This is a genomic window from Mesorhizobium sp. WSM4976, from assembly GCF_029625685.1.
GTDB lineage: Bacteria > Pseudomonadota > Alphaproteobacteria > Rhizobiales > Rhizobiaceae > Mesorhizobium.
Map to the genome: position 1 here is coordinate 108,826 of NZ_JARTVT010000017.1, position 26,655 is coordinate 135,480.

25 protein-coding genes and 1 pseudogene are annotated in these 26,655 nt (G+C 63.2%); 13 read left to right on the plus strand and 13 right to left on the minus strand.

The window, feature by feature from the left end; all coding sequences use genetic code 11:
- Positions 1-169: 169 nt before the first annotated feature.
- From P9272_RS21170 to P9272_RS21180, 3 genes are all read right to left on the minus strand, one after another.
- Entirely contained in the window at positions 170-2,626 is a 2,457-nt protein-coding gene (locus tag P9272_RS21170) for a penicillin-binding protein 1A (RefSeq protein WP_128260852.1), read from the minus strand.
- A gap of 229 nt (positions 2,627-2,855) precedes the next feature.
- Positions 2,856-4,055: an N-acetylmuramoyl-L-alanine amidase gene (locus P9272_RS21175; RefSeq protein WP_278162088.1), complete on the minus strand. Its 1,200-nt coding sequence runs from the start codon at positions 4,053-4,055 to the stop codon at positions 2,856-2,858.
- Positions 4,056-4,522: 467 nt separating this feature from the next.
- Positions 4,523-4,660, minus strand: coding sequence for a hypothetical protein (locus tag P9272_RS21180; RefSeq protein WP_181592135.1), 138 nt, complete (start codon positions 4,658-4,660; stop codon positions 4,523-4,525).
- A gap of 92 nt (positions 4,661-4,752) precedes the next feature.
- Between P9272_RS21180 and P9272_RS21185 the strand changes: the two genes are divergently transcribed.
- A complete protein-coding gene (locus P9272_RS21185; protein ID WP_278162046.1) occupies positions 4,753-7,698 on the plus strand; it encodes an Rne/Rng family ribonuclease in 2,946 nt (981 codons plus the stop codon).
- Positions 7,699-7,812: 114 nt separating this feature from the next.
- Here P9272_RS21185 and P9272_RS21190 read toward each other — a convergent pair whose 3' ends face one another.
- Positions 7,813-8,742 (minus strand): glutaminase, encoded by a 930-nt coding sequence (locus P9272_RS21190; protein WP_278162047.1) that lies wholly within the window; start codon positions 8,740-8,742, stop codon positions 7,813-7,815.
- A gap of 5 nt (positions 8,743-8,747) precedes the next feature.
- Positions 8,748-9,896, minus strand: coding sequence for an aminotransferase class I/II-fold pyridoxal phosphate-dependent enzyme (locus P9272_RS21195; protein ID WP_278162048.1), 1,149 nt, complete (start codon positions 9,894-9,896; stop codon positions 8,748-8,750).
- Between the two features lie 184 nt (positions 9,897-10,080).
- On the opposite strand from P9272_RS21195, the gene P9272_RS21200 reads away from it, so the two are divergent.
- The 6 genes from P9272_RS21200 (at position 10,081) to aat (ending at position 15,432) form a co-directional block, all read left to right on the plus strand.
- Positions 10,081-11,493 (plus strand): M48 family metalloprotease, encoded by a 1,413-nt coding sequence (locus P9272_RS21200; RefSeq protein WP_278162049.1) that lies wholly within the window; start codon positions 10,081-10,083, stop codon positions 11,491-11,493.
- Between the two features lie 59 nt (positions 11,494-11,552).
- Entirely contained in the window at positions 11,553-12,380 is an 828-nt protein-coding gene (locus P9272_RS21205) for a DsbA family protein (protein ID WP_278162050.1), read from the plus strand.
- 133 nt (positions 12,381-12,513) lie between these two features.
- Positions 12,514-12,948 (plus strand): type II 3-dehydroquinate dehydratase, encoded by a 435-nt coding sequence (gene aroQ / locus P9272_RS21210; protein WP_278162052.1) that lies wholly within the window; start codon positions 12,514-12,516, stop codon positions 12,946-12,948.
- A 26-nt stretch (positions 12,949-12,974) separates the two neighbouring features.
- Complete coding sequence (gene accB / locus P9272_RS21215; RefSeq protein WP_128260844.1) at positions 12,975-13,445, plus strand: acetyl-CoA carboxylase biotin carboxyl carrier protein; 471 nt, start codon at positions 12,975-12,977, stop codon at positions 13,443-13,445.
- A gap of 13 nt (positions 13,446-13,458) precedes the next feature.
- A complete protein-coding gene (accC, locus tag P9272_RS21220; protein WP_128260843.1) occupies positions 13,459-14,802 on the plus strand; it encodes an acetyl-CoA carboxylase biotin carboxylase subunit in 1,344 nt (447 codons plus the stop codon).
- 12 nt (positions 14,803-14,814) lie between these two features.
- Entirely contained in the window at positions 14,815-15,432 is a 618-nt protein-coding gene (gene aat, locus P9272_RS21225) for a leucyl/phenylalanyl-tRNA--protein transferase (protein WP_128260842.1), read from the plus strand.
- 2 nt (positions 15,433-15,434) lie between these two features.
- Here the strand turns inward: aat and P9272_RS21230 are convergent, their stop codons facing one another.
- The 3 genes from P9272_RS21230 to P9272_RS21240 all read right to left on the minus strand — a co-directional run bounded on the left by P9272_RS21230 (position 15,435) and on the right by P9272_RS21240 (position 17,040).
- Entirely contained in the window at positions 15,435-15,818 is a 384-nt protein-coding gene (locus P9272_RS21230; protein ID WP_128260841.1) for a hypothetical protein, read from the minus strand.
- A gap of 58 nt (positions 15,819-15,876) precedes the next feature.
- Entirely contained in the window at positions 15,877-16,506 is a 630-nt protein-coding gene (locus P9272_RS21235; RefSeq protein WP_278162054.1) for a DUF2155 domain-containing protein, read from the minus strand.
- Between the two features lie 135 nt (positions 16,507-16,641).
- Positions 16,642-17,040, minus strand: a complete 399-nt coding sequence (locus P9272_RS21240; RefSeq protein ID WP_128260840.1) for an NADH:ubiquinone oxidoreductase subunit NDUFA12 — start codon at positions 17,038-17,040, stop codon at positions 16,642-16,644.
- A gap of 212 nt (positions 17,041-17,252) precedes the next feature.
- On the opposite strand from P9272_RS21240, the gene panB reads away from it, so the two are divergent.
- Both panB and panC read left to right on the plus strand, forming a co-directional pair.
- A complete protein-coding gene (gene panB, locus P9272_RS21245; protein ID WP_128260839.1) occupies positions 17,253-18,092 on the plus strand; it encodes a 3-methyl-2-oxobutanoate hydroxymethyltransferase in 840 nt (279 codons plus the stop codon).
- A complete protein-coding gene (gene panC, locus P9272_RS21250; protein WP_278162055.1) occupies positions 18,089-18,940 on the plus strand; it encodes a pantoate--beta-alanine ligase in 852 nt (283 codons plus the stop codon). The genes panB and panC overlap by 4 nt, the downstream gene beginning before the upstream one ends.
- A gap of 58 nt (positions 18,941-18,998) precedes the next feature.
- Here the strand turns inward: panC and P9272_RS21255 are convergent, their stop codons facing one another.
- The 3 genes from P9272_RS21255 to gatB form a co-directional block, all read right to left on the minus strand.
- The gene (locus tag P9272_RS21255) at positions 18,999-19,697 is read right to left on the minus strand and encodes an AIM24 family protein (RefSeq protein WP_128260837.1); all 699 of its coding nucleotides are present in this window, start codon (positions 19,695-19,697) and stop codon (positions 18,999-19,001) included.
- 124 nt (positions 19,698-19,821) lie between these two features.
- Entirely contained in the window at positions 19,822-20,310 is a 489-nt protein-coding gene (locus P9272_RS21260) for an N-acetyltransferase (protein WP_278162056.1), read from the minus strand.
- A gap of 4 nt (positions 20,311-20,314) precedes the next feature.
- Complete coding sequence (gatB, locus tag P9272_RS21265) at positions 20,315-21,814, minus strand: Asp-tRNA(Asn)/Glu-tRNA(Gln) amidotransferase subunit GatB (protein WP_278162057.1); 1,500 nt, start codon at positions 21,812-21,814, stop codon at positions 20,315-20,317.
- A 350-nt stretch (positions 21,815-22,164) separates the two neighbouring features.
- Here gatB and P9272_RS21270 point away from each other — a divergent pair.
- Positions 22,165-22,436 (plus strand): annotated as a pseudogene (locus P9272_RS21270) (YjhX family toxin).
- Between the two features lie 42 nt (positions 22,437-22,478).
- Here the strand turns inward: P9272_RS21270 and P9272_RS21275 are convergent.
- Positions 22,479-22,910, minus strand: a complete 432-nt coding sequence (locus P9272_RS21275) for a CBS domain-containing protein (RefSeq protein WP_128260834.1) — start codon at positions 22,908-22,910, stop codon at positions 22,479-22,481.
- A 126-nt stretch (positions 22,911-23,036) separates the two neighbouring features.
- A complete protein-coding gene (locus P9272_RS21280; RefSeq protein WP_128260833.1) occupies positions 23,037-23,780 on the minus strand; it encodes a rhomboid family intramembrane serine protease in 744 nt (247 codons plus the stop codon).
- Positions 23,781-24,201: 421 nt separating this feature from the next.
- On the opposite strand from P9272_RS21280, the gene P9272_RS21285 reads away from it, so the two are divergent.
- The 3 genes from P9272_RS21285 (at position 24,202) to P9272_RS21295 (ending at position 26,514) form a co-directional block, all read left to right on the plus strand.
- Positions 24,202-24,840, plus strand: a complete 639-nt coding sequence (locus tag P9272_RS21285; protein ID WP_278162058.1) for a PAS domain-containing protein — start codon at positions 24,202-24,204, stop codon at positions 24,838-24,840.
- 174 nt (positions 24,841-25,014) lie between these two features.
- A complete protein-coding gene (locus P9272_RS21290) occupies positions 25,015-25,632 on the plus strand; it encodes a PilZ domain-containing protein (RefSeq protein WP_095820716.1) in 618 nt (205 codons plus the stop codon).
- A gap of 276 nt (positions 25,633-25,908) precedes the next feature.
- The gene (locus P9272_RS21295; protein ID WP_128260831.1) at positions 25,909-26,514 is read left to right on the plus strand and encodes a transglutaminase-like cysteine peptidase; all 606 of its coding nucleotides are present in this window, start codon (positions 25,909-25,911) and stop codon (positions 26,512-26,514) included.
- Positions 26,515-26,655: the final 141 nt, after the last annotated feature.

Genomic DNA, 26,655 nt, shown 5'->3' on the forward strand with positions numbered 1-26,655 from the left:
GGCTTTTCGTTCGGTCCTGTTCTTTTCGGTCTTTTCGGAATAGGCGCGATACATAGGCACGGCATCGCCGCCTGTAAAGCGAAATGGGCCGGCTCAACCGTGATCCCGAAAAGCGGAATCCGGTTTCCGGAAAAGGTAAGACGCCAGCCCATTCAGAGCTATCGAGACGTCAGTAGAGCCCGCCGCCGCCGTCCTGGATGGCTTGGTTGGCTTGTGGCGACAGCGCGCCACCCGAGCCGTTGGAGCCATCCGCGCCCATGCCGATCACCCAATAGCTGTCGGCCGGGCCGGTGCCGGGCTTGAACGCCTCGACGATGGTGTTGGGATCGCCTTCGGCGGCGCGCATGCCGGTCTTGCGGTTGATGGCGATGAGCTTCATGCCGTCTGGAACCTGGAAGTCGGTGTTCGGCTTGCCATCCAGCGCCACGCGCATGAAATCCTTGAAGATCGGCGCGGCGAGACCGCCGCCCGTGGCGCCCTTACCGAGACCGCGAGGCGTGTCGTAGCCCATGTAGAGACCAACGACGAGGTTTGGCGTGAAGCCGATGAACCAGGCGTCCTTCTCGTCATTGGTGGTGCCGGTCTTGCCGGCGATGTGGCGGCCGAGCTCGCCGATGGTGGCGCCGGTGCCGCGCTGGACCACGCCTTCCATCATCGAAGTGATCTGGTAGGCCGTCATCGGGTCGAGCACCTGCTCGGAATTGTCGACCAGCTCCGGCTCGGGCTGGTTCTTCCATTCGGTTGCGTTGCAGCCTTCGCAGCCGCGCTCATCCTGCTTGAACACCGTCTTTCCGTAGCGGTCCTGGATGCGGTCGATGAGCGAGGGTTTGATCGATTTGCCGCCATTGGCCATGATCGAATAGGCCGAGACCATGCGCATGACGGTCGTCTCGCCTGAGCCCAGCGCCATCGGCAGATAAGGCGCCAGATGATCGTAGACGCCGAAGCGCTCGGCATATTCCACAACCAGCTTCATGCCCATGTCGTTGGCGAGCCGCACCGTCATCAGGTTGCGCGACTTCTCGATGCCGGAGCGCAAGGTGGCCGGCCCCGCGACAGTGCCGTCATAGTTCTTCGGCGTCCAGGTGGTGTTGCCGCTCTGGATGGTGATCGGGCCGTCCATGATCACCGAGGCCGGGGTATAACCATTGTCGAGCGCTGCCGAATAGACGATCGGCTTGAACGAGGAGCCGGGCTGGCGCATCGCCTGGGTCGCGCGGTTGAACTCGGACTGCGCGTAGGAGAATCCGCCGACCATGGCAAGCACGCGGCCGGTATGCGGATCCATGGCGACGAGACCGCCTTCGACCTCGGGCACCTGGCGCAGCATATAGGTGTTGTCGGAGCCATCATTCTTCTGCACGAAGACGACGTCGCCGGGCTCCAGCACCTCCGCCGGAGACTTCGCCCTGACGGACTTGCCATTGACGAAATGGCGCATGGCGAAGCCCATGTCGTCCTTGCTGACGGTGCCCTGGACGCGATCCTTGACGAGATCGCCGGAGACCTGGCGCGCCGGCTGCAGGCCAATGGTCAGACCGGCATCAGAACTGTCGAGCACAACGGCCAGCGTCCATTCCGGCACGTCCTCGAGACCTTTCACGTTGCCGAGCGGCACGCCCCAGTCGCCGGAAATGTCGATATGCGTGACCGGACCGCGGTAACCGCGCAGCATGTCGTATTTGAGCAGGCCGTTCTGCAGCGACTTGCGGGCGATGAGCTGGATCTTGGGATCGAGCGTGGTGCGGACCGACAGGCCGCCCTCATAAAGCGCATTCTCGCCGTAGCGGGCGATGATCTGGCGGCGGACTTCCTCGGTGAAATACTCGCCGGCAAACAGATAGGAGCCGTTGCGGCGCGGCGTCACGCCGAGTGGCTCCGCCTTGGCCTTGGCACCTTCCTCGCGGGTTACGTAGCCGTTCTCCACCATCTGGTCGATGACCCAGTTGCGGCGCTCGATCGCCCGGTCCGCGTGCTTGAAGGGATGATAGTTGTTCGGGCCCTTCGGCAGCGAGGCGAGATAAGCGGCTTCCGCGACCGTCAGTTCGTTGACCGACTTGTCGAAATAGGTGAGCGCGGCGCCCGCGACGCCATAAGCGCCGAAGCCGAAGAAGATTTCGTTGAGATAGAGCTCGAGGATGCGGTCCTTGGAATAGGCCTGCTCGATGCGGAAGGCCAGGATCATCTCCTTGATCTTGCGCTCGTAGGTCTGGTCCGAGGTGAGCAGGAAGTTCTTCGCCACCTGCTGGGTAATGGTCGAAGCGCCGACCTGGCGCCGGCCGGAGCCGAGATTCTGCAGGTTGACGATGATGGCGCGGCCGAGGCCGGTGACGTCGATGCCGGGGTGGTTGTAGAAATTCTTGTCCTCGGCCGACATGAAGGCGGCCTTGACGCGATCCGGGATCGCCTGGATCGGCAGATAGAGGCGCCGCTCGCGCGCATATTCCGCCATCAGCGAGCCGTCGGAGGCATGAATGCGCGTCGTCACCGGCGGTTCGTATTTGGCCAAAACCTCGTAGTCGGGCAGGTCCTTCGCGACATGGCTGATATAGAGGGCAAGGCCGGCCGCCACCAGCAACGCCAGCGTCGTGCCGATGCCGAAGAAATAGCCGATGAGACGAATCATGCCCGCTCCAGTCCGAGGTTCGGGAATTTCCTAAACGAAGCCGACAGTCGCGCAAGCTTCCCGGGGCGGTCCCAATCCGCAATCACAGACCCATGTCGCGACCATGTGGACAAAATACGGCAGCGCGAGATTTGAGGACTCGGTCATTAAATAATAGCGCCGGGTGTTGTCGTGATGCAACGGCCGCTTGTGGTTGTAGACGCCCGGTGGTTGTGATCGGCGCGGCCGGTCAACCGCCCGTCGCCGTTCCGGCCTTGGCCGCGGCAAACAGGGCGACCGCGTTGGTTATGCTTTGCGCCGCCTTGCCGCGCCAGTCGGCGTTGAGCAATTGCGCCTCGTCCTTGCTGTTGGAGAGGTAGCCAAGCTCGACCAGAACGGACGGCACGTCCGGAGCCTTGAGCACCCTGAAGCCGGCCGAGCGTTGCGGATTGTTGATGAGGCCGACACTGGTCGACAATTGGCCGACCAGCGTATGGGCGAAGCTCATCGAGAAGCCATGCGTTTCCCGGCGGATCAGGTCGATCAGGATGTCGGTGACTTCCTTTTTGTCGTCCTCGATCTTCATTCCCGCGAACTGGTCGGACAGGTTCTCGCGATCGGCGAGCGCCTGGGCCTCTGGATCGGAGGCCTTGTCCGAGAGCGTGTAGACCGTGGCACCGCGAAGACCTTTGACAGCGATCGTATCAGCATGGATCGAGATCAACAGATCCGCCTCGTGCTGGCGCGCGATGCGCACACGCTCGTCAAGCGCCAGATAGACGTCGTCGTCGCGTGTCATGAAGACATCGTACTTGCCGACCGCGGCCAGCTTGTCGCGCAATTCCTTGGCAAAAGCGAGCGTGACGTCCTTCTCGACGGTGCCGGCTGAGCTTTCGGCGCCGCCATCGACGCCGCCGTGGCCCGGATCGATCACCACCGTGAAGCGATGACTGGGCGCCGAGATCGGCCCGGTGCCGACCCGCTCGCCTTTCTCGGTGGAGACCGTCGAACCGGTGGTCAGTGACTGGTTGGCGAGAGCCTCGTCGAATTCCCGTTCGGAGGCGGCCGACATATCGATGGCTATGCGGTAGCCGGTTCCGTCGTCGTTCTTGAGCACGTCGAGCTTGTCGACGGCGAAAGGCCCCTTGCCGGTGAGGACCAGTCGCGAACCGTGTCCCTGATCGCCGTAGCGGACGGCCCTTACAAGGCCGCGCGGCTTCACATCCTTGGCCTCAAGCGCGAATCGCGTGCGCGGCAGGTCGACGACCAGGCGATCGGGGCCCCGCAACAGGAACCATTTGACGTCCGGCTCGCGGTCGAAATTAACGACGATGCGCATCTTGGCGGCATCGCCGGCCATCTTGTAGCCGGTAGCGCCAAGCAGGGCGTCGGCATGCGCGGCGGCCGCGAAACAAAGCAGCAGCGCCAGCAGCAAGGCGGCCCAGGCCATGCGCGTGAAATGCGCCGCGGCCCCACCCCTCTTGTCCGCGCTCCCCGCCAGTCCCATCTCTTGTCCGTCGCTCCCGATTTGACGCATTGCGTCCGGTCTTCTCGCCCGTAAGGCCGCCAATTCGATTAACGATTGGTATTCAGAGAAGGTTAACCAAGCCTTTCACAGGGTGAGGCGAAGGCCACCTTCCCCAACGGAAGCACTTTTTGCCGGCATCCGAAATCGGGGTTGCCTTCCATCCCGCCAAATCATAAAAGCGACGTTGGATCACTGCAATCCTGGAACCGCTCGCCTCGGCAGTTTCCTGCCAAAGGTCGGATGCAAAGGCGGCTCCTTCATTCTTCCAGGCTCAGGTGGTCGCGACGATTTTCGCAGGCGTGCTCCCGTGGCGGGGGAATCGCTTGCGTGAGAAAAACGGCCGGGTTTGCCCCGCGCCGGCTCTTCGTGAGCAAACAAGCTGGTCCGGCTCAGCCCGGGCTTTGGTTCAAAAGGTTCTGCTGGGTGCCGATGGCTTCAAGCGCAATCATGGAAAGGTCCGCATCAAACCGCGCCATAATGGCTGCGGGCGGCACCGCCATTGCGCTCAAGCGGCGGCTAGCGGACATTCAATTATCCGGCATGCACACAGATACAGGCGCACAGCGGCGGGCATTGCCACGCCAGCTGCGGCCGTCGGCTGCCGGCAGGAAACAAGATAATGCCCAACAAGATGCTGATAGACGCCTCCCACCCGGAGGAAACACGCGTTGTCGTCGTTCGCGGTAACCGCATCGAAGAATTCGACTTTGAATCACAGGACAAGAAGCAGCTCAAAGGAAACATCTACCTCGCCCGCGTAACCCGCGTCGAACCTTCCCTCCAGGCAGCCTTTGTCGAGTATGGCGGCAACCGCCACGGTTTCCTCGCCTTCAGTGAAATCCACCCCGACTATTATCAGATCCCGGTCGCGGACCGTCAGGCTCTGCTGCGTGCCGAAGCGCAGGAGGCCGAGGACGAAGACGATGAGGAAGCGGAGAACGGCGAGGAGCAGCAGGCGCGCGATCGCGGCGGCCGGCGAAACCGTCGGCGCGGCGGCAAGAACCGCGACCGCGGGGAGCACAGACACGCTTCCCCGGAAAGCGAGGAAAGCCCGGCCGGGCCCGCAGCCCTTGAAGAACCCGCCGCAGAGGCTGCCGGGAGCGAGGAGGCTGGGGGCGAGACCGCCGATGCCGCGCCAGGAGATGCCTCGATCGTCGCCGAAGCCGTCGAAGTCGAAACCGACCGGGAAACGGCTGAAGAGCCCGCCGCCGAGACCGGCGGCGACCAGGCAACGGACGACGAGAACGACAAGCCGGCCGAAGGTGGCCCCACCTCGATTGCCGCTAGCGTCGAAGCCGACGTGATTTCCGAGGCGGTCCCGCAGGCGGATCAGCCCGAGCAGAGCGGCGAAGCCGCCAGCGACAATGATCGCGGCATGCTGGAGGATGTCTCGGCCTCGCATTCGGACGAGCACGAGGTCGAGTCGGTTGGCGCCGAGGACGCGCTCGAGGAAATCCGCAATCGCCGCAAGCCGGTCCGCCGCCAGTACAAGATTCAGGAAGTCATCAAGCGCCGCCAGATCCTTCTGGTGCAGGTGGTCAAGGAAGAGCGCGGCAACAAAGGCGCCGCGCTCACCACCTATCTTTCGCTTGCCGGCCGCTATTCGGTGCTGATGCCGAACACGGCGCGCGGCGGCGGGATCTCGCGCAAGATCACCAACGCCCAGGACCGCAAGCGGCTGAAGGAGGTCGTGACCGACCTCGACGTGCCGCAGGGCATGGGTGTCATCCTGCGCACCGCGGGCGAAAGCCGCACCAAGGCCGAGATCAAGCGCGACTATGAATATCTGATGCGGCTTTGGGAGAACGTCCGAAGCCTCACACTGCAATCCACGGCCCCTGCCCTCGTCTACGAGGAAGGCAGCCTGATCAAGCGCTCGGTGCGCGACCTCTACAACAAGGATATCGACGAGATCCTGGTCTCAGGCGAGGACGGTTACCGCGAGGCCAAGGACTTCATGCGCATGCTGATGCCGAGCCACGCCAAGGTGGTTCAGCCCTACCGCGACACCACGCCGATCTTCGTGCGCAACGGCATCGAGGCGCAGCTCGACCGCATGCTGCAGCCGCAGGTGACGCTGAAGAGCGGCGGTTACATCATCATCAACCAGACCGAGGCGCTGGTCTCGATCGACGTCAACTCCGGCCGCTCCACCAAGGAGCATTCGATCGAGGAGACCGCCCTCCACACCAATCTGGAGGCGGCCGAGGAAGTTGCGCGGCAGCTCAGGCTGCGCGACCTTGCCGGCCTCATCGTCATCGATTTCATCGATATGGAGGAGAACCGCAATAACCGCTCAGTCGAGAAGCGGCTGAAGGATCACCTCAAGAACGACCGCGCTCGCATCCAGGTCGGCCGCATCTCGCATTTCGGCCTGATGGAAATGTCGCGCCAGCGCATCCGCGCCAGCGTGCTGGAATCGACCATGAAGCCCTGCCCGCATTGCGGCGGCACTGGCCATGTGCGTTCCGATTCTTCCGTGGCGCTGATGGTGGTGCGGGCGATCGAGGAATTCCTGCTCAAGGATTCGCGCAGCCACATCATCGTGCGCACGCCGGCCGCGACGGCGCTTTATGTGCTGAACCACAAGCGCGCCAACCTCGTTGAGCTCGAGGCCCGCTTCGGCCTGACGATCACGATCGAGGCCGATGAAACGCTCGGCACCCAGCATTACGCGATCTTCCGCGGCGCTATTGCCGAGAAGCCGGAAGGCTTCGTCGAGGTGCGCAGCCTGCCGGCTTATGTCGAGCCGGAAGAGCCCGAGGACGAGATCATCGTCGAGGAAGAAGAAGACGTCGCGGCGCAGGCCGAGCAGTCGCGCCACCCGCAGCAGCAGGGCCAGCACCAGCAACGGTCCGAGGACGGCGAAGGCCGTGATCGCAAGCGTCGCAAGCGCCGGCGGCGGCGTGGCGGCAGGGACCGCGACCGCGAGCATAATGGGGATGTCACGGCGGCGCCGGCGGAAGCTGGCGAAACCGGCGACGATGCTGCGGATGCAACGGAAGAAGTAGCTCAGGAGGCGACTGCTGTCGGCGAAGGCGAGGCAACCGCCACCGATGATGCTTCCGGCAAGAAGCGCCGGCGCGGCAAGCGTGGCGGCAAGCGCAGCCGCCGTGACGACGAGGCTTCAGAGGCCGTCGGTGGCGAGGTCGAGGACGAAGCAGCGGGGGATGAAGAAGCCGCAGCCGAGCCGGCGGCAGCAGCCGCGCCCGAGCAGCCTCTTACTCCCGCGGCCGCCAATGATGATGCCGAGGCAGTCGAAAAGCCGAAGAAGCCCCGCCGTTCGCGAGCCAAGAAAGCCGCCGAGGAAGCCGTGGCAGAGACCGTGTCCGAACCTGTGGCGGAAGCTCAGGTCGCGCCCGTGACGGCCGAGCCGGAGCCGGAGCCTGCTGCTTCCGCGGCGACCGAGGCGGAACCTGCCGCCAACCCGCACCCGACGCGGCGCAAGCCGCAATCGATCGACGCGCCGGTTGTTCCCGTCGTGTCCTCGAACGTGTCCGAAGAGGCCAAGGCCGAGGACAGGCCGAAGCGCGCCGGCTGGTGGCAGCGCAAGGGTTTCTTCTAAGCCTTTCAGGTCGTTAGACTGATCTTTTAAAAAAATCCCGCGCCAGATACGGCGCGGGATTTTTTGTTTCCACGCAAGGTCGGAAACCGCTTCGCACTGTCCCGGAATTGCTTTTTACGGCGCGAAGATCGACCAGTTCATCATCCGGGCGAGCTTCTCCAGGGCGATGGAGCCTAGCTTGGAGTTGCCGTTTTCGTTGAGGCCGGGCGACCAGACAGCAAGCGAAGCCACCCCTGGCACGATGCCCAAAATGCCACCGCCGACGCCGCTTTTGCCGGGAATGCCGACGCGGAAGGCGAAATCGCCGGACCCGTCATAGTGACCGCAGGTCAGCATCAACGCGCCGATGCGGCGCGCCCGCCCCGGTGACACGACGGAGTGTCCGGTCGCCGGATTCCTGCCGCCGTTGGCGAGGAACCGGCCCGCCATGGCGAGCTGCCGGCAACTCATGGCGACCGCGCAGTGGTGGAAATAGACGCCCAGCGCCAACTCCGGCTCATGATGAAGATTGCCGAAGGATTTCATGTAGTTGGCCAGAGCGAAGTTGCGGTAGCCGGTGGCCCGCTCGGATGCCGCCACTTCGCGGTCGATGATGATCGTCTCGTCATCGGCGAGGAACTGGATGAAGCGCAGGATCTCGCCGATCGCCTCGCGCGGCTGATGGCCGGCGAGCAACACGTCGGAGACGATGATGGCGCCGGCATTGATGAACGGATTGCGCGGGATGCCGTTCTCATGCTCAAGCTGGACGATCGAGTTGAACGGATTGCCGGACGGCTCGCGGCCGACACGCTGCCAGAGCGCATCGCCGACCTTTCCCAGCGCCAGCGTGAGGGTGAAGACCTTCGAGACGCTTTGGATGGAAAAGGGCTGATCGGCATCGCCGGCAAGGATGACGCGGCCATCATTGGTCACGGCGGCGATGCCGAATTTCTTCGGATCGACCTTGCCGAGTTGCGGGATGTAGGTGGCCACCTTGCCGCGATCGGTGCGCTCAGCCATTTCGGCGGCGACTTCCGCCAATGCTTGCTCGAGTTCCGGCATGACTTCTATTTCAGCCAGCGTTCGATGCGGGCCAGCGCCTCGACCATGTCGTCATGGCTGCCGGCATAGGAAAAGCGCATGGTGCGATGCCCCTGCAATGGGTCGAAATCGCGCCCTGGCGTCGCCGCGACATGCGCCTCGGCAAGCATCTTGCGAGCAAAGGCCATGCTGTCGTTGGTGTGACGGGTGACATCGCAGAAGGCGTAGAAGGCGCCGTCCATGGGTGCTGCAAGCGCAAAGCCGAGTTCGGGCAGGCGCTTCATCAGAAGGTCGCGATTCAGGGCATAGCGCGCCTTCACCTTTTCGAGCTCCTCCGTGGCCTTGAAGGCCTCAATCGCGGCGATCTGCGACAGTTCCGGCGGCGAGATATAGAGGCTCTGGGCAATACGCTCGACCGGCCGCGCCAGTTCGTGCGGCAACACCATCCAGCCGATGCGCCAACCGGTCATGCAATAGTATTTCGAGAAGGAGTTGATGACGGTGACACCGGCGCCATGCGCCAGCGCGGTGACATCCGGTGCCGCATAGGCCAGCCGGTGGTAGATCTCGTCCGAGATGACGGCGATGCCGAGTTCCTCCGCCGTTTTCACCAGGGCCGCAAGTTCGTCCGCCGGGATCACCGCACCAGTCGGATTGGCGGGGCTGGCAAACAGCACGCCCTTCAGCGGCATATCGCGATGCGCGCTCTTCAGGTGATCGGCATGCAGGTAGGCGTCCGCACCGAGCTCGATCTCGACGATCTCGATGCCAAGCGCGGCCGTGATGTTGCGGTAAGCAGGATAGCCGGGCGCGGCGATGGCGACGCGGTCACCCGGATCGAACATCGCCAGGAAGGCGAGGTTGAAGGCGGCCGACGAGCCGGTCGTGACGGCAATGCGCGACGGCGCCACGTCGATCCCGTAATGCTCGCCATAATGCGCCGCGATGGCCTTGCGCAGATCGGCCAGGCCCAACGCGTCGGTGTAGCCGATGCGGCCATGCCTTAAGGCCGCGGCCGCCGCTGCGCGGACGCCGGCCGGCGCGGGATCCGATGGCTGGCCGACGGCCATCGACACCACGGGCACGCCGGTGGCCTTCAGCCGGTTGGCTTCGGCCAGGATGTCCATGGCATGGAAGGGCTCGACCTCTCCCCGGCGCGAAAGCGAAACGACCATTTGACCTCTTTCAACTGCTCTATTTCGGTGAATTCTGGACGCACGCAGTGCAGACTTGCCCTGAACTGCCCTAGTTAAAGGGGCAGCGCCGCACAAATGCCCGATTGATGTGGGGATCACAAGCGCGCAGGAAGTTGCCGGCGCCGACTTTTCATCTTTCGCCCGCTCGTCTACCAGTGGACCTATGTTGAGCCGACTCCGACCATCGATTGGCAGATCGACCTCCCTCAGCCGAACCGCGCGGGGTTTTGCGACACTTATGCTTGCGGCCGCCGTTGCCGTATCGAGCTCGGTCAATGCCTTCGCGCAAGGCGTGCCAGTGGTGCGCGACGCCGAGATCGAGGCGCTGGTGCGCGATTATGCCCGGCCGATCTTCAAGGCCGCGGGGCTTGCCAATGACGGCATCGACATTGTTCTGGTCAATGATCCGAGTTTCAACGCCTTCGTCACGGGGCGGCGCCTGTTCATCAACACCGGCGCGCTGGTGACGGCTGAAACGCCGAACGAGGTCATCGGCGTCATCGCGCACGAGGCAGGCCATATCGCAGGCGGACACCAGCAGAAATTGCGCGATCAACTCGACCGCGCCAAGACAATGGCCATCATCGCCACGCTGCTTGGCGCCGGCGCTATGGTTGCCGGCGCCACCACCAACAGCAAGGGCCTGGCGGGCGCCGGCATGGGCGTCGCCGCCGGCGGCGGTGAGATGGCCCAGCGCTCGATCCTTGCCTATCAGCGTACCGAAGAGATCACCGCCGACCGCTCGGCGATCACCTATCTCAACGCCACCGGCCAGTCCGGCATGGGCATGCTGAAGACCTTCGGCCGCTTCCAGAGCGCGCTGTCGCTCGCCGGCACGCAGGTGGATCCCTACCGGATCAGCCATCCGATGCCGCAGGAGCGCATCGCCAACCTTGAGGTGCTGGTCAAGCAGAGCCCCTTCGTAAACGTTGTCGACCCGCCGGCGCTGCAGCAGCGGCACGACATGATGCGCATCAAGATCGCCGCCTACATGCAGGGCCAAGCGGCCGTCGCCCGGCTGATGCGCAAGAACCCGATCAGCCTTGCGTCGCGCTATGGCGACGCGCAGCAGACCTATCTTTACGGCAATCCGGGCGCCGCACTCGCCAAGACGGCGGCGCTGATCAAGGAGCAGCCGAAGAACCCCTATTTCCAGGAACTGCGCGGCGATATCCTGATGAAGGCGAACAAGCCGAAGGACGCGGCGGACGCCTATGCCAAGGCAGTGAGCCTCGATCCAGCGCATTCCGGACTGCTGCTGGTCTCGCTCGGCCAGGCGCTGATGGCCGTGGGCACGCCCGATTCACTGAAAAAGGCCGTGGTCCAGCTCAACAACGGCGTCGGGCGGGACAAGGAGAATGCCGATGCCTATCGCTTCCTGGCGCAGGCCTATGGAGAACAGGGCGACATTCCAGCCGCCGATCTCGCCACCGCGGAGGGTCACTACTATGCGGGCGACTACAAGAATGCGAAGATCTTCGCCATGCGCGCTCAACAGAAATTGAAGCGCGGCGAACCCCAATGGGTCCGCGCTCAGGATATCATTAACTACACGCCATCGAACAAACGGAAATGAACCTCCGGGACGTTGGCGGCGACCAAAGCGCACCGGGACAGGCAAAAGGAACAACGATAATGAACAAGGCAATCCTGCTTGGCAGTGCCGGCGGCCTGGCGGTGGCGCTCGGCATGCTGGCCTTCGGTTTCGTGGCGGGAAATCCCCAGGCCGCGAAGGCCGACACCGTGCAGGTGGCCCAGGCCACGTCCTCCACCGACACCAAAGCCTCCGCCGATACCAAGATCGACCGCAAGGAGGTCGAGGGCATCATCCGCGATTATCTCTTGAAGAACCCGGAGGTTCTGCTCGAGGTGCAGGACGCGCTTGAGGCCAAGCAGAAGGAGGAGCAGCGGCTCGCGGCACTAGGCGTCATCAAGAATTCCAAGGACGAGATATTCAACTCGACCTTCGACGGCGTCGTCGGCAACCCAAATGGCAAGGTCACGATAGTCGAGTTCTACGACTACAATTGCGGTTTCTGCAAACGCGCCATCGAGGACATGCAGGCCCTGACCAAGTCCGACCCGGACCTGCGCTTCGTGCTCAAGGAGTTCCCGATCCTCAGCCCGGATTCGCAAAAGGCCAGCGTCGTCTCCATGGCGTTCCACCTGATGCATCCGGAGAAATACGGCGAATTCCATACCGCGCTGCTCGGCGGCCAGGGCCGCGCCACCGAATCCACCGCCATCAAGGTGGCGCTTTCGCTCGGCGCCGACGAGGCGACGCTGCGCGAGAAGATGAAGGATCCCCGCATCGCCGAAACGATTTCGCGCACCTATGACCTTGCTACGAAACTGTCGATCACCGGCACGCCGTCCTATGTGGTCGGCAACGAGGTGATCTTCGGAGCGCTCGGCCAGCAGGTTCTGGCGGAAAAGATCGAACAGGCCAAGAGCGCGCTGTAAGCGCTTGCGGATGCAAGAAGCCCGCCGCTGTGGACAGCGCAAGAACGCACTTGCGCTCTTTTCGCGGGCGACTATGCCCATTATAGAGGCCCAGTGCGCCGGCTTGGGGTCGGCGTGAAACAAGGTCGGCATATTGAAAACGATTTTTGTCCTCAACGGTCCCAATCTCAATGCGCTCGGCAAACGCGAGCCGGGAATTTATGGCGGCAAGACGCTTGCGGCCATCGCCGAGGACTGCAAGGCGGCGGGCGCCGCACTGGGACTCGAGATCGATTTTCGCCAGTCCAATCATGAGGGCGATCTGGTCGATTGGATCCAGGAAGCCGGCGACAAGGCTGCAGGCATTGTCATAAATCCCGGCGCCTACAGCCACACCTCGATCGCCATCCACGACGCCATCCGCTCTGTTGCGCCGCTGCCCGTCGCGGAAGTCCATCTTTCCAATATCCACGCGCGGGAGCCCTTCCGCCACGTCTCCATGGTCGCGCCGGTCGCTGTCGGCATGATCTGCGGTTTCGGGCCGCTTGGCTACACGCTCGCGCTTCAGGCACTGGCGGCACGCCTGTGACCGGCCCCCAAACAGAAGGCTCGAAAATGTCGATAAAAAAGACCGGTGTTGACCAGCAGCTGATCCGCGATCTGGCGGGCATTCTGAACGACACCAATCTGACCGAGATCGAGGTCGAGCTCGGCGACCTCAAGGTGCGAGTGTCGCGCCAGTCGCAGGCTGTCCACGCGGTTGCCGCGCCCCTGCCGGCGCTCGCCGCTGCTCCAGTGACCGCTGCGGCTCAGCCGGCCGGCAACGCCGCCGCGGCGCCTGCCGATCAGTCGAAGAACGCCGTGCCTTCGCCGATGGTCGGCACAGCCTATCTGGCCCCCTCGCCCGACGCCAAGCCGTTCGTCGAGATCGGCCAGAGGGTGAAGGAAGGTCAGACGCTTCTGATCATCGAGGCGATGAAGACGATGAATCAGATTCCTTCGCCGCGCGCTGGAACGGTGACGGCGATCCTCATCGAGGATGCCCAGCCGGTCGAGTACGGAATGCCGCTGGTGGTCCTCGAGTAGGAACAGCCAACAGATGTTCCAGAAGATCCTCATCGCCAATCGCGGCGAAATCGCGCTCCGGGTGCTGCGCGCCTGCAAGGAGCTCGGCATCCAGACGGTGGTGGTCCACTCGACCGCGGATTCCGACGCCATGCATGTCCGGCTCGCCGACGAGAGCGTCTGCATCGGCCCGCCGCCTTCGCGCGAAAGTTACCTCAACATCCACCAGATCGTCGCCGCCTGCGAGATCACCGGCGCCGACGCCGTCCATCCGGGCTACGGCTTCCTGTCCGAAAACGCCAAGTTCGCCGATATCCTCGCCGCGCACAACATCACCTTCATCGGCCCATCCGGCGACCATATCCGCATCATGGGCGACAAGATCGAGGCCAAGCGCACGGCGAAGCGTCTGGGCATTCCCGTCGTGCCCGGCTCCGACGGCGCGATCAGCGACGAGAAGGAAGCCAAGCGCGTTGCGGCCGAGATCGGCTATCCCGTGATCATCAAGGCCTCCGCCGGCGGCGGCGGCCGCGGCATGAAGGTGGCGCACACCGAAGCGGACTTGGAAGTCGCGTTGCAGACAGCAAAGTCGGAAGCGGGCGCGGCCTTCGGCGACGACGCCGTCTATATCGAGAAATATCTGGAGAAACCGCGTCATATCGAGGTGCAGGTGTTCGGCGACGGCGCCGGCCGTGGCGTGCATTTCGGCGAGCGCGACTGCTCATTGCAGCGGCGCCACCAGAAGGTCTGGGAGGAAGCCAATTCGCCCGCGCTCAACGCCGAGGAACGTTCGCGCATCGGCGGCATTTGCGCCAGGGCGATCGCCGATCTCGGCTATTCCGGCGCCGGCACGATCGAATTCCTCTATGAGAATGGCGAGTTCTATTTCATCGAGATGAACACCCGCCTGCAGGTCGAGCATCCGGTGACCGAAGCGATCACCGGCATCGACCTGGTGCATGAGCAGATTCGCGTCGCTTCCGGCGGCGGGCTGTCGGTCAGGCAGGAAGACATCAAGTTCAACGGCCATGCCATCGAGTGCCGTATCAATGCGGAGGATCCACGCACCTTCGCGCCCTCGCCCGGCACGATCACGCATTTCCACACCCCCGGCGGTCTCGGCGTCCGCGTCGATTCCGGTGTCTATTCCGGCTACAAGATACCGCCCTATTACGACAGCCTGATCGGTAAGCTGATCGTGCATGGCCGCAACCGCGTCGAATGCATGATGCGGCTGCGCCGCGCGCTTGATGAATTCGTCGTCGACGGCATCAAGACGACGCTGCCGCTGTTCCGTGACCTTGTCGGCAATCCCGACATCGCCAATGGCGACTACGATATCCACTGGCTGGAAAAATACCTGGCCAAGGGTGAATAGCACGGGGATGCGATGACCCGCCCCTACGCGCCTGGCTATCGCATCCCGACCGACCTGCTGCTCAGGGCTTATGCCTCGGGCGTCTTTCCGATGGCCGAGAGCGCCGACGACCCGGAAGTGTTCTGGGTGCGGCCGGAAACGCGCGGCATCATTCCGCTGGATGGGTTCCACGCCCCGCGCAGCCTCAAGAAGACGATCCGCAAGCACCCATTCGAGATACGTTACGATTTCGATTTCGAGGCGACGATCGACGGCTGCGCGGAAAAGCGTGAAGAGCGCCGCTCGACCTGGATCAACGCACCGATCCGCGAAGCCTATGTCGAGCTCTATCGCCTCGGACACTGCCATTCGGTCGAAGCCTGGCGCGAGGACCGCCTGGTTGGCGGCCTTTACGGCGTCTCGCTCGGGCGCGTGTTCTTCGGCGAGAGCATGTTCGCAAGGGAGACCGACGCCTCGAAGACCTGCCTCTATTATCTCGTCGAGCGGCTGAGGGCACGCGGCTTCGCGCTGCTCGACACGCAGTTCACCACCGAACATCTGAAGCGCTTCGGCGCAATCGATGTGCCGCGCGGCCAGTATGAGAAGCTGTTGACCGAGGCGCTGAAGGGCGAGGCCATCTTCTATCCTTGAGTTCAGCCCTGCGCCGCATCCATTGGCGTCTGCGCATGAAACATCAACTTCCAGCCGTCGGCGCGGTGAACATAGCCGCTGCTGACCAGCGCGGCATAGGATTCGCCGTTCTCACGCGTCGCGCGCGCTTCGTAAGTCAGCATGACGATATCGCTGCCCGGCTCGACCATGCCCTTCAGCTCGATGTCGAGGTCGCGCCAACGGTTGGGCTTGGTGGCGGTCTTTGCGAGATCGGCGTTGGCCATTGCCTGCGCCATCTGCGGGAACGCCACCAGGCATTCCACATCGGCATTGGCTTCATAATAGGCGGAATCGCCGGTCCAGAAGCCCTTCTCGATGTCGAGAAGCTCCTGCTTGTTGGCCATGATCGGCTTCGTGGCGGTCATCGTGGATCCTCCTCGCCTTGCCGAGTTGGAACGACTCAAAGGCGGGCAGGTTCCGGGATCAGTTGGTGCTGGAAGGATCGCCGTCGGCAGGCTCGGGGGCAGCGTCAGCCGGCTCGGGCGCCGGTTGTGCCGCAGCCTTGGGCTTGGCGGCCTGGGTCTTCGGCTTGTCTGTCTCGGCCTTTGCCGCGGTCGGCGGCGGCACGTCCGACTTCTGCTTGCAGCCCTTGAGCCAGACGTCGTAGACGGCGTGCTCGACGGCGTTGAGACCAGGGCTTTCGGCAAACATCCAGCCGGTGAAGATGCGACGGATCTTGCGGTCGAGCGTGATCTCGTCGACCTCTACGAAGGAATCGGTCTTCGGCTGCTCCGTATCCGGCCGCGAATAGCAGACGCGAGGCGTGACCTGCAAAGCGCCGAACTGCACGGTCTCGTCAACATAGACGTCGAAGGTGATGATGCGGCCGGTGATCTTGTCGATGCCAGCGAATTCGGCCACCGGATTGGTGATACGCTCGGAGGCAGCCGGCGCAGGGGCCGGCGCCTGCGCGGCGGCGAAGCCTGCCGTGGAGGCAACCAGAAGAGACGCCGCAGCGATCAGCGCCTTTGAGGTTTGGCCCGGAACCCTGGGTCGCAATTCCGGACGGAAAACCGCTGCGCACTTTTCCTGTAATTGCTTAGAAGAGCTCATGCAAAATACCGGTGGTTGTGCCCGGGTGATTCTTCAATGCCCAAGGCTAGTCATGGCTGCGCAGTCAGCAAGCAGCTAAACGCCAATTGTGGCGATAAAGGATCGAAGCGGCGCTTTGGATTGCGATCCGGAGAATTACGATCCCGGCGTCCAGGCATCGTAGTCGCCGGTCACTTGCGGGCGATGCTGGTTGGTCAGGATCGAACCTTGCGGCCGATAGGCGCCGGGCGTTCCCGTGAGATTAGCCCGATGCGGCTTCTGCCATTCACGGGCCTTGTAGCTCTCGCTCGAGGGAGGCGTGTCGACGCGGTGATGAATCCAGCCATGCCAGCCCGGCGGGATCTTCGAGGCTTCCGAATAGTCGCGATAGATCACCCAACGGCGGGTGCGGCCTTCCGAATCGACGCCGCCTTCATAGTAGACGTTGCCGGCTTCGTCCTCGCCGACCCGCTTGCCGAAACGCCAGGTGTGGAAGCGGGTGCCGAGCGTCTGGCTGTTCCACCAGGTGAAAAACTGCAGCAGGAAAGTTTTCATCCAGATCCTCGCGGCGGCGGCGGCTGCGCCTTTCCCCTGCTTATGGCGTCACCCAAACGCGAAGGCAAGAGTTTTGCCTCTCCCGGAACACAATGCTTCGTGCGCTAAATCGATGCAGCCGCTTCGTCGGCGGCAGGGCCGCTTGCCAAGCGCTGCCCGGCTTTCTAAAGCTCGACCTGCCCGTTCCGGGCGCGCCTTGAGGGAGATGACGATTGATCCGTGATCCGTCCGCCGACAGCCGGATCAAGGCCGAAGACATCCGTCGCCGCAAGGGCGGCGTGCCGATCGTGTGCCTCACAGCCTATACCTATCCCGTCGCCCGCCTGCTCGATCCGCATGTCGACCTGCTCCTGGTCGGCGACAGCGTCGCCATGGTCTTGCACGGCCACGCCACGACGCTCGGCGCCTCGCTGGAGATGATGATCGCCCACGGCCAGGCCGTGATGCGTGGCTCGGCCAATGCCTGCGTGGTGGTCGATATGCCGGCGGGCAGCTATGAGACCTCGCCGGCGCAGGCCGTGGCGGCGGCGAGGCGCATTGTCGAGGAAACAGACTGCCAGGCCGTGAAGCTCGAAGGTGGCGTCGACATGGCCGCCCAGATCGCGGCCATCGTTGCCGAAGGAATACCAGTGATGGGTCATATCGGGCTGCAGCCGCAGTCTGTGGAAAAGGACGGCGGCTACAAGATCAAGGGCCGCACCCGGGACAACATCGCTGCCCTGTTGCGCGATGCGGAGGCGGTGGAAAAGGAAGGCGCCTTCGCGGTCGTCATAGAGGGCACGATGGAGGCCGTGGCCGCGAAGTTGACCCGTCACGTTTCCATACCGACCATCGGTATCGGCGCCAGCGCCGACTGCGACGGCCAGATCCTGGTGATCGACGACATGGTCGGCATGACCGTCGACCGCGTACCGAAATTCGTCAAGGAATACGCGGACTTGCGCAGCGTGATAGCAGATGCGGCGGCGCGCTACGCGGCCGACGTGCGCAGCCGCGCCTTTCCCGGCCCCGACCACGTCTTCACGACGGCATCCGGCAAGGACGAGACATGAACGCTCCAATCGTCGCCGACAGCGTCGCCGCTCTTCGCGTACAGGTCCGGAACTGGCGCCTAGCCGGACTCAGGGTCGCCATGGTGCCGACCATGGGCGCGCTGCATGACGGCCATATCTCACTGGTCAGGATCGCGCTCGAACGGGCCGACCGCTGCGTCGTCTCGATCTTCGTCAATCCGACCCAGTTCGCGCCAACGGAGGATCTCGACAGGTATCCGCGCCAGCTGACGCGCGATCTCGAGCGGTTGCGGGAGGCAGGCGCTCATCTCGCCTTCACGCCAAGCGTGGCGGAAATGTACCCGACCGGCTTCGCCACCAAGATCTCGGTGGGCGGCCCCTCCTCCGGTCTCGAGACCGACTTCAGGCCGAATTTCTTCGACGGCGTCGCGACCGTGGTCGCCAAGCTCTTCCTGCAGGCGGCGCCCGATTGCGCGGTGTTCGGCGAGAAGGACTACCAGCAGCTTTGCGTCGTCAGGCAGCTCTGCCGTGATCTCGACCTGCCCGTCGAGATCGTCGGCGCGCCGACCGTGCGTGACGCGCACGGTCTCGCCATGTCATCGCGCAATGCCTATCTGGGCGACGCCGAGCTCGACATCGCGCGCCAGCTCAACGCAATCCTGCGCCGAACGGCGGCGGCGCTTTCGGCCGGCGCGGATGAAGCCGACGCCATCGAAGATGCCACGAAGGCTGTCATCTCCGTGGGCTTCCGGAAGGTCGACTATGTCGCCGCCCGTGCGAGCGTCACGCTCGAACCCTGGCAGCAGAACCGCAACGGCCGTCTGCTCGCGGCGGCCTGGCTCGGCACGACGCGGCTGATCGACAATGTGGAGATTCCCTCCGCCTGAGCGCTCGCGGCCGATCGGCTGCCTATCCGCAGGGTGTCGCCGCTGCGCTCCGCGACGCCTACTCTTCCGACGGCATATGCAGATACATCGACTGGATGCCGACGCGGCCAGGACCGGTGAAGCGATTGACGACGAAATTCATGGCGGCGCCGAAGAAGCCGCTGGAAAGCTTGTCGATCCTGGTGTCCATCCTCACCGAGGCATCCTTGAACAGCCAGCCGCCTGGTTCGACGTCGATGGTTTCGCCGGGCGTCAGCACCTTTTCGAAGACGTTGCCGTAGCCGTGCAGCCAGACGATGCCGTCACCGGTCTCACCGCGGAAACGGTCGATGAAGAAGCCGCTCTGGCCGAACAGCATCGTTCCCAGCCCGCGCACCCGCTCGAAGCTGTAATCGACGCTGGCGGTGGCGGCGAGGAACTGATGCTCGCGCACCTGTATCTCCTCGCCGCGCCGGAGATGGATTGGCACGATATGGCCGGGTCCGTCGCGGCTGAAGGCGATGACACCCGGCCCGGAGGCCTCGGTGACGAAGATCTGCATGCCGGCGATCATCCGCTTCAGCGCGCCCCTCAGCGACTTCAGGCCGATGGTGATGGTGGTGTTCTTCCAGAGCAGGATGTGGTGCTCGAAATAGACCGGCATGTTGGTCACGTCGACCGACAGCACGGGCACCAGTTCCCCGGCGACGTGATAGGTCACGCCGCCAAACGTCTCGTCCGACACTTCGGTCGGCATCAATTCCGGCAGGCTCGGCATGTTGTCCCCCTCGGCGGGCGGCGCCCCTTGCCTCGTGGCGGGTGCGGACGCTGCGGGAAACAGGTTTCATCAGGCGGATCGGCGCGATCAAATCAAAACCGCGCGATGATCGGGCGTGCCCGACCTAGCCAAGCCGTTTTTCCATGATGAGCGCGGGCAATCCCGAATTGCCGCCGCAATCGGCGGTCCTCCCCGTCCGGCGGAACCCGTTCGCTTCGTAAAAGGCGATCGCCGCGGCATTTGCTTCCTCGACCTCGAGGCGCAGCGTATCCATCTCCGGAAAACTGGCCTCGACTTCGTCAAGCAGCGACTGGCCAATCCCCTGCCGCTGGCAGGCCGGATGCACGTAGAGCTGGTTCAGAAAGACGATCTTCGGGTCGGTGGTCGCGGCGGCGAACGCCATGCCGCCGAGCCGCTTGCCGTCGTCAGCAACCAGGAACTCAGAATTCGGCCGCGTCAGCCGCGCCTTGAGCGAGGCGATCGAATGCCAGTCGTCGGTGATCGCCGTAACCCGCTCGGCGCCGTAGATGGCGTCATAGGTCGCATGCCAAGTCTCGACCAGCAGCGCGCGGACCGCAACAAGATCGCGCTCGCTGGCGGTACGGACGAACATCGCCCTATTCGATGCCCAGCTTGGCCTTGACGAGGTCGTTGACCGCCTGCGGATTGGCCTTGCCGCCCGTCGCCTTCATCACCTGGCCGACGAACCAGCCGGCCATGGTCGGCTTGGCGCGCGCCTGCTCGGCCTTGTCCGGGTTGGCGGTGATGACCTCGTCGACGGCCTTCTCGATGGCGCCGGTGTCGGTGACCTGCTTCATGCCGCGGCTCTCGACGAGCTGGCGCGGATCGCCGCCCTCGTTCCAGACGATCTCGAACAGGTCCTTGGCGATCTTGCCTGAAATGGTGCCTTCCTTGATCAGATCGAGCACGGCGCCCAGCTGCTCAGGCGAAACCGGAGCATTTTCAATATCTTTTCCGGCCTTGTTCAGCTGGCCGAGGAGATCGTTGATAACCCAGTTGGCGGCAAGCTTGCCGTCACGCCCCGCCGCCACCTTCTCGAAATAATCGGCGATCGGCTTTTCCGAAACCAGCACCGAGGCGTCATAGGCTGACAGGCCGAGCACATCGACCAGCCGAGCCTTCTTGTCGTCGGGCAGTTCCGGCAGGTCCTTGGCGAGCGCGTCGACATAGGCCTCGTCGAACTCCAGCGGCAAAAGGTCGGGATCCGGGAAATAGCGATAGTCATGCGCCTCTTCCTTGGAGCGCATGGAGCGCGTCTCGCCCTTGTTCGGGTCGAACAGGCGCGTCTCCTGGTCGATTTTGCCGCCATCCTCGAGAATGGCGATCTGCCTGCGCGCCTCATATTCGATGGCCTGGCCGATGAAGCGGATCGAGTTCATGTTCTTGATCTCGCAGCGCGTGCCGAACGCGCCGCCCGGACGGCGCACCGAGACGTTGACGTCGGCGCGCAGCGAGCCTTCGTCCATGTTGCCGTCGCAGGTGCCGAGATAGCGCATGATCGAGCGCAGCTTGGTGACATAGGCCTTGGCCTCGTCGGCCGAGCGGATGTCGGGCTTGGAGACGATCTCCATCAGCGCGACGCCGGAGCGGTTGAGATCGACATAGGACATGGTCGGGTGCTGGTCGTGCATCGACTTGCCGGCATCCTGCTCCAGATGCAGGCGCTCGATGCCGACCTCGATATCCTCGAACTCGCCCTGGCGGTCGGGGCCAACCGAGACGATCACCTTGCCCTCGCCGACGATCGGCTGCTTGAACTGCGAGATCTGGTAGCCCTGCGGCAGGTCCGGATAGAAATAGTTCTTCCGGTCGAAGACCGACTTGTGGTTGATCGCGGCCTTGAGGCCGAGCCCCGTGCGGATAGCCTGCTTGACGCATTCCTCGTTGATGACCGGCAGCATGCCGGGCATCGCCGCGTCGACCAGGCTGACATTCGCGTTGGGTGCCGCGCCGAACGACGTCGAGGCGCCGGAGAAGAGCTTGGCCTGTGAGATCACTTGCGCATGCACTTCGAGCCCGATGATGATCTCCCAGTCGCCCGTGGCGCCGGGGATCAGGCGTTTCGCGTCGGGGGTGCGGGTGTCGATGATGCTCATGGAGGCTATGTACCTAGAAATTCGCGGATATGCATGAGGCGCATATTTGGATGCGAAACTTCGCTAGTGCAAACGGCCCTGCGAGACAAGCGTAAAGCCCACGCGCTGACCGTTTCCGCTACGTTCGCCTATAGGACACTCCTTCTAATGGAGAGTGGATGTCCACTTACCCTCACTCCGGTGAAGCCCTGACCTGGTAAGCGAGGCAGGGCGGAAAAAACCTGAAATCCCGTGCCGCGAGGTCTCGCGGCGGCGGCTTTTGTTGTTTTTCCCGGTACTTTATCCAATGGAAAATCGGAACCGATTTTCGGAAAGGATCATGCGCCAACCAAGAGGGCCACAGCGTCCTTTTGCGCGTCCGAGAGGACGCGCGGCGCTGTGGGGAAAAGCGCATCCTGCACCTGCTCGCACAGGGCGGGCGTATCGAAATTGAAAAGAACGAGAGCAGGACATCGCCTCCGTCCAGTGCCTGACCCGCGACGGCTGGCGCTATCCTGGCTTCGACCTGGAGCTCTTTCGAAAACCAAGGCGCAAGAAAGCGGTATCTTCGACGAATGGCGGTTTTTACCGCATCACCCGACGCGGGCTCCAACTCGTCCGTGCCGAGCTCGACAACCGATAGGGCGCACTACGCCGCCGGCTGGGAGCCGGCGGCTGTTGCCGCTCAGGCTGTGGCGATGTAGGCCTTGATCTCCTCGGCTTCGCGCTCGACGTCCTCGATGCGTCGCTTGACCACGTCGCCGATGGAGACGATGCCGTCGAGCAGGCCGTTTTTCTCCACCGGCAGATGGCGGAAGCGGCCTTTCGTCATGATCTCCATTACCTCGTTGACCGTGTGGTTTTCGTTGCAGATCTTCACCTTCGGCGTCATCGCCGAGCGCACGGCGATGTCGAGTGCGGCGGCGCCCTCCCTGGCCACGACCCTGACGATGTCGCGCTCCGAGAGGATGCCGACGATCTTTCTGTCGCCATTGGTGATGACGAGCGCGCCGATCCTGTGCTCGGCCAGCATGCGAATGGCCTCGCTGAGTTTCTCATTGGGCCCGAGCGTGAACACGTCATGGCCCTTGCTTTCAAGAATTGCCTTAACCGTCATGGCGTCCTCCACTGCCTTTGACGCCGGCTCCCCGCCTCAACCGGCTTCTGAGCCCCTGCGCCCCTAGGAAGACACCGGGTGCTTAGGCAACATCGTGCGCCGTGATTGGTTGCTTTTCAAGTGCGCCTAAGGACTAGGCGCCAGCCAGCCGCGGTCGAAGAAACGCAGTCCGAAGAAGCCGGCGATGAAGCCACCAATATGGGCTTCCCAGGCGATCTGGCCATCAACGCCCGGCGCGAAGCCGAGCAGGCCGGTGGCCAGATTGATCACCATCCAGACGCCAAGAAAGGTCATGACGCCGCGCGAGCGCGACACGGCCGAAATCGGCAGGGGCTCGCCGGCGAAGGCCGCCCTGCCAGATGACCGGTCGATGCGGAAGCCATATCGGGCGGCCGCGCCCATCATGCCGGAAATCGCCCCCGATGCACCGACGAGCGGCACCTCGCCGTAGGGATGCAGCACCCAGAACAGAACAACCGAAGCCAGCCCGGTCACCGCATAGAATATGGCGAAACGCAGCGCGCCGAGGCGATTGGCGAGCGGAGAGCCGAAGGCCGCAAGCCAGATCATGTTGATGGCAACGTGGGCAATGCCGCCATGCATGAACGCATAGGTGAATGGACGCGTGAACAGGAACCAGTCGAAGCCATATTTGCCGGTGTAGAGCACCGGAATGAAGGCTCCGTCGTAGAGCAGCGTCATGTTCTGCGTATCGTCCAGGACATATTGCTGCAACAGAAAGACAGCCGCGCAGATGCCGATCACGGCCAACACCACCGGCGGCAGGTTGAACACCGGTTCGCGGCGCCCCGGCTCGGGAGCCTCGTCCGGCGGCGGTTCGGTTTCAGCGGGGCTTACCGGTTCGCTCATGCGCCTTCGCGGGTTTGGGAGTTGAGTTTCGGCGAGCATGTAGATCACGCCCGTTCGAATCACAAACGGCTAATCGCCACAGCGTCCCGGCCGAAGGGGCGAATCAGAACAGGGTCGAATCAAAAAAAGGCCGTCCAGGATTTCCCTGAACGGCCGGCCGAGTCCCCTGCTCCCCGTAAACTCGTGACTGAAGTGCTGTCGATCGCTACTGAAACGACCGTTTTGGAGTGACTTTTGTGTGCCACGGGCCTCGGCGGCGCGCAATGTAAACCATTTGTTAACCTTAACGACCCCGAGGCGTGAACAAACGTTAACGATACTGGCACGCATCCTGCTCCGCACCGCATGAAGGTCATCGGAGGGCGCCCTGTCTGTTCGCCGATGGGACATCAAAAGACAGATTGTGCGGAGCGGAATCGAAATGAAAGAAAAAGGATCGATCGCGCTGTTCCAATATTGGAACCAGTTGCGTGATGGCCGCCTCGCCCCGAAGCGATCGGAAGTGGAGCCGGCCGACATCAAGTCGCTTCTGGCCGATACCTTCATCCTCGAACGCGACACGCGCGGCGAAGCAGTGTTCCGGCTGGCCGGCACGAGGCTCTGCGCCTATTACGGGCGCGAACTCAAGGGTTTCTCGTTTCCTTCGCTGTGGCGCGAGAAGGACCAGCGGCTGGTATCGCGGCTCATGCAAGGCGTTTTCGACCAGAAGTCGGTTCTTTTCATGACTTACGAGGGATTCAGCCGCAACGGCCGCACTAACAAATTCGAGCTCCTGGCGCTGCCGTTGGATGGGGGGCACGAGAATCCGCGCTGCCTTGGCATTATCAGCACCGCTGAAAAGCCGTTCTGGCTTGGCGCCGACCCGCTCGCCGACGCGCTTATCGACACGATCCGGGTGATAGATCCCGACAAGGAACCGATGTTCCTGAAGAACCGGCCAGCGATCGAGGTTCCCTCACTCGTTCCATCCGAATTCGATCCCCCGGAAACCATTTCGGCGCTCGGCCGCGTGCGCCGCATCCGCCACCTCGTCGTCCTCGACGGCGGACGTCACGAATGAGCTTGGCCGCGCGGGATTTTCACGTCCCTCGAGGCTGATTTTTCCGCGTCGCGCGTGTCTCCAGGCCCGGGCTTTCGCGGCCGATTTTTCCCGTTTGTTAACCTGCTTCGCTGTAGTTTTTCGGGCGAAATTCCACGCATCGTCGCGCGGAATGCCAATGGGGTGTAGGCAGTCATGAGGTCAGCGGCGGTAGAATTTGCACCGTCACGAGCTGAGCGGCGCAACTTTCAGCGTGTCCGGGTCAAGATTTACGGGCGCTTCATGCTGGAAGACCGCACCGAGCATCCATGCCAGGTGATCGACATGTCGCCCGGCAACGTCGCGCTGCGCACCGACCGTATCGGCATGCCGGGCGAGAAGGTCATCGCCTATATCGACCATATCGGCCGTGTCGAGGGCATCGTGACGCGCACGTCGCAGGACGGTTTCGCAATGACCGTCATCGCTTCCGATCGCAAGAAGGACAAGCTTGCCGCGCAGCTCACTTGGCTTGCCAACAAGCATGAGCTGGACCTGCCTGAGGATCGTCGCCACGAGCGCGTGGCGCCGCGCAATCCGATGAGCGTCCTGCAGCTCACCGACGGGCGCCAGTATCAGTGCCGCATCATCGACCTGTCGCTCTCGGGTGCGGCGATCGAGATCGACGTCAAGCCGGCGATCGGCATCCAGGTCATGCTTGGAACCATGCGCGGTCAGGTGGTGCGCCATTTCGAGGACGGCGTCGCCATCGAATTCGCGGTCATTCAGCGGCCGGAAACGCTCGACCAGGAATTCAACGCGCCGCGGTCATAGAGGGCGAAGGCGTCGAGCTTACACTTTCCTGAAGTTGCTCACACGCGGGCTCATCCCGCAAGCGAAGCAAACCGGCCCTTAGCGGCCGGTTTTTTGTTGCCCGGTTTTGGCCGGCCGCCCCCCCCGCCGGGGCCTCGCAAATCTGAATAACCCAAGATCACGATAGTTCAACTTTTATGCTTATTCTACTGGCGTTTTACTCAATGTCTGCTTCGGGTTTTTGCGTCAAATAAATCCCAACGTGGCACAGTCTCCTCAAACGGGGAGACTACAACAATGAAAATGACGAGGGGCAAGCTGTTGCTCTTGGCAATGGCGATGCAGCTTTCCGCCTGGGGCACGGCAAGCGCGGGACCGGTTTTCATGCATACGGGCGGTCGCACCACTCAGCCGGTCGGTCACTATGATTTCTGCCAGCGCATTCCGGTCGAATGCAACGAGCGGACGCCGAAAGGACCGCCGGTCGAACTGACGCGCAAGCTGTGGGCGACGATCATCAACATCAACAATTCGGTCAACACCCGCATCAAGCCGCGCACCGATTTGGAGAATTACGGCGTCGAGGAATATTGGGCCTACCCCGACAATGGCTATGGCGACTGCGAGGATTATGGTCTGGAGAAGCGCCGTGAGTTGATGGCCGCCGGCATCCCGGCCGGCGATCTGTTGATGACGGTGGTGCGCCAGCCGAATGGCGACGGCCATGCCGTGCTCACCGTGCGCACCAGCCTCGGCGAGTTCATCCTCGACAACCTCGAGCCGAAAGTGCTCGCCTGGAACGACACGGTCTACACCTATCTCAAGCGTCAATCGACTGAGAATTCAGGCGTTTGGGTGACGATCAACGATGGCCGCGAGGATGCGGTCGCCAGCGTCCGCTAAGGCGCCAAAGCGATCGGGCACGCCGCGCTGAGGCGGCGGGCCCAGGAAGAAAGCCCGGTCGAGTCCCCCCCCACCCCCGCCCCCACCCCCCGGGTTTTTGGGCCCGGCCCAGTGCCCCGGGGCCGCGCCGCGGTTTTAAGG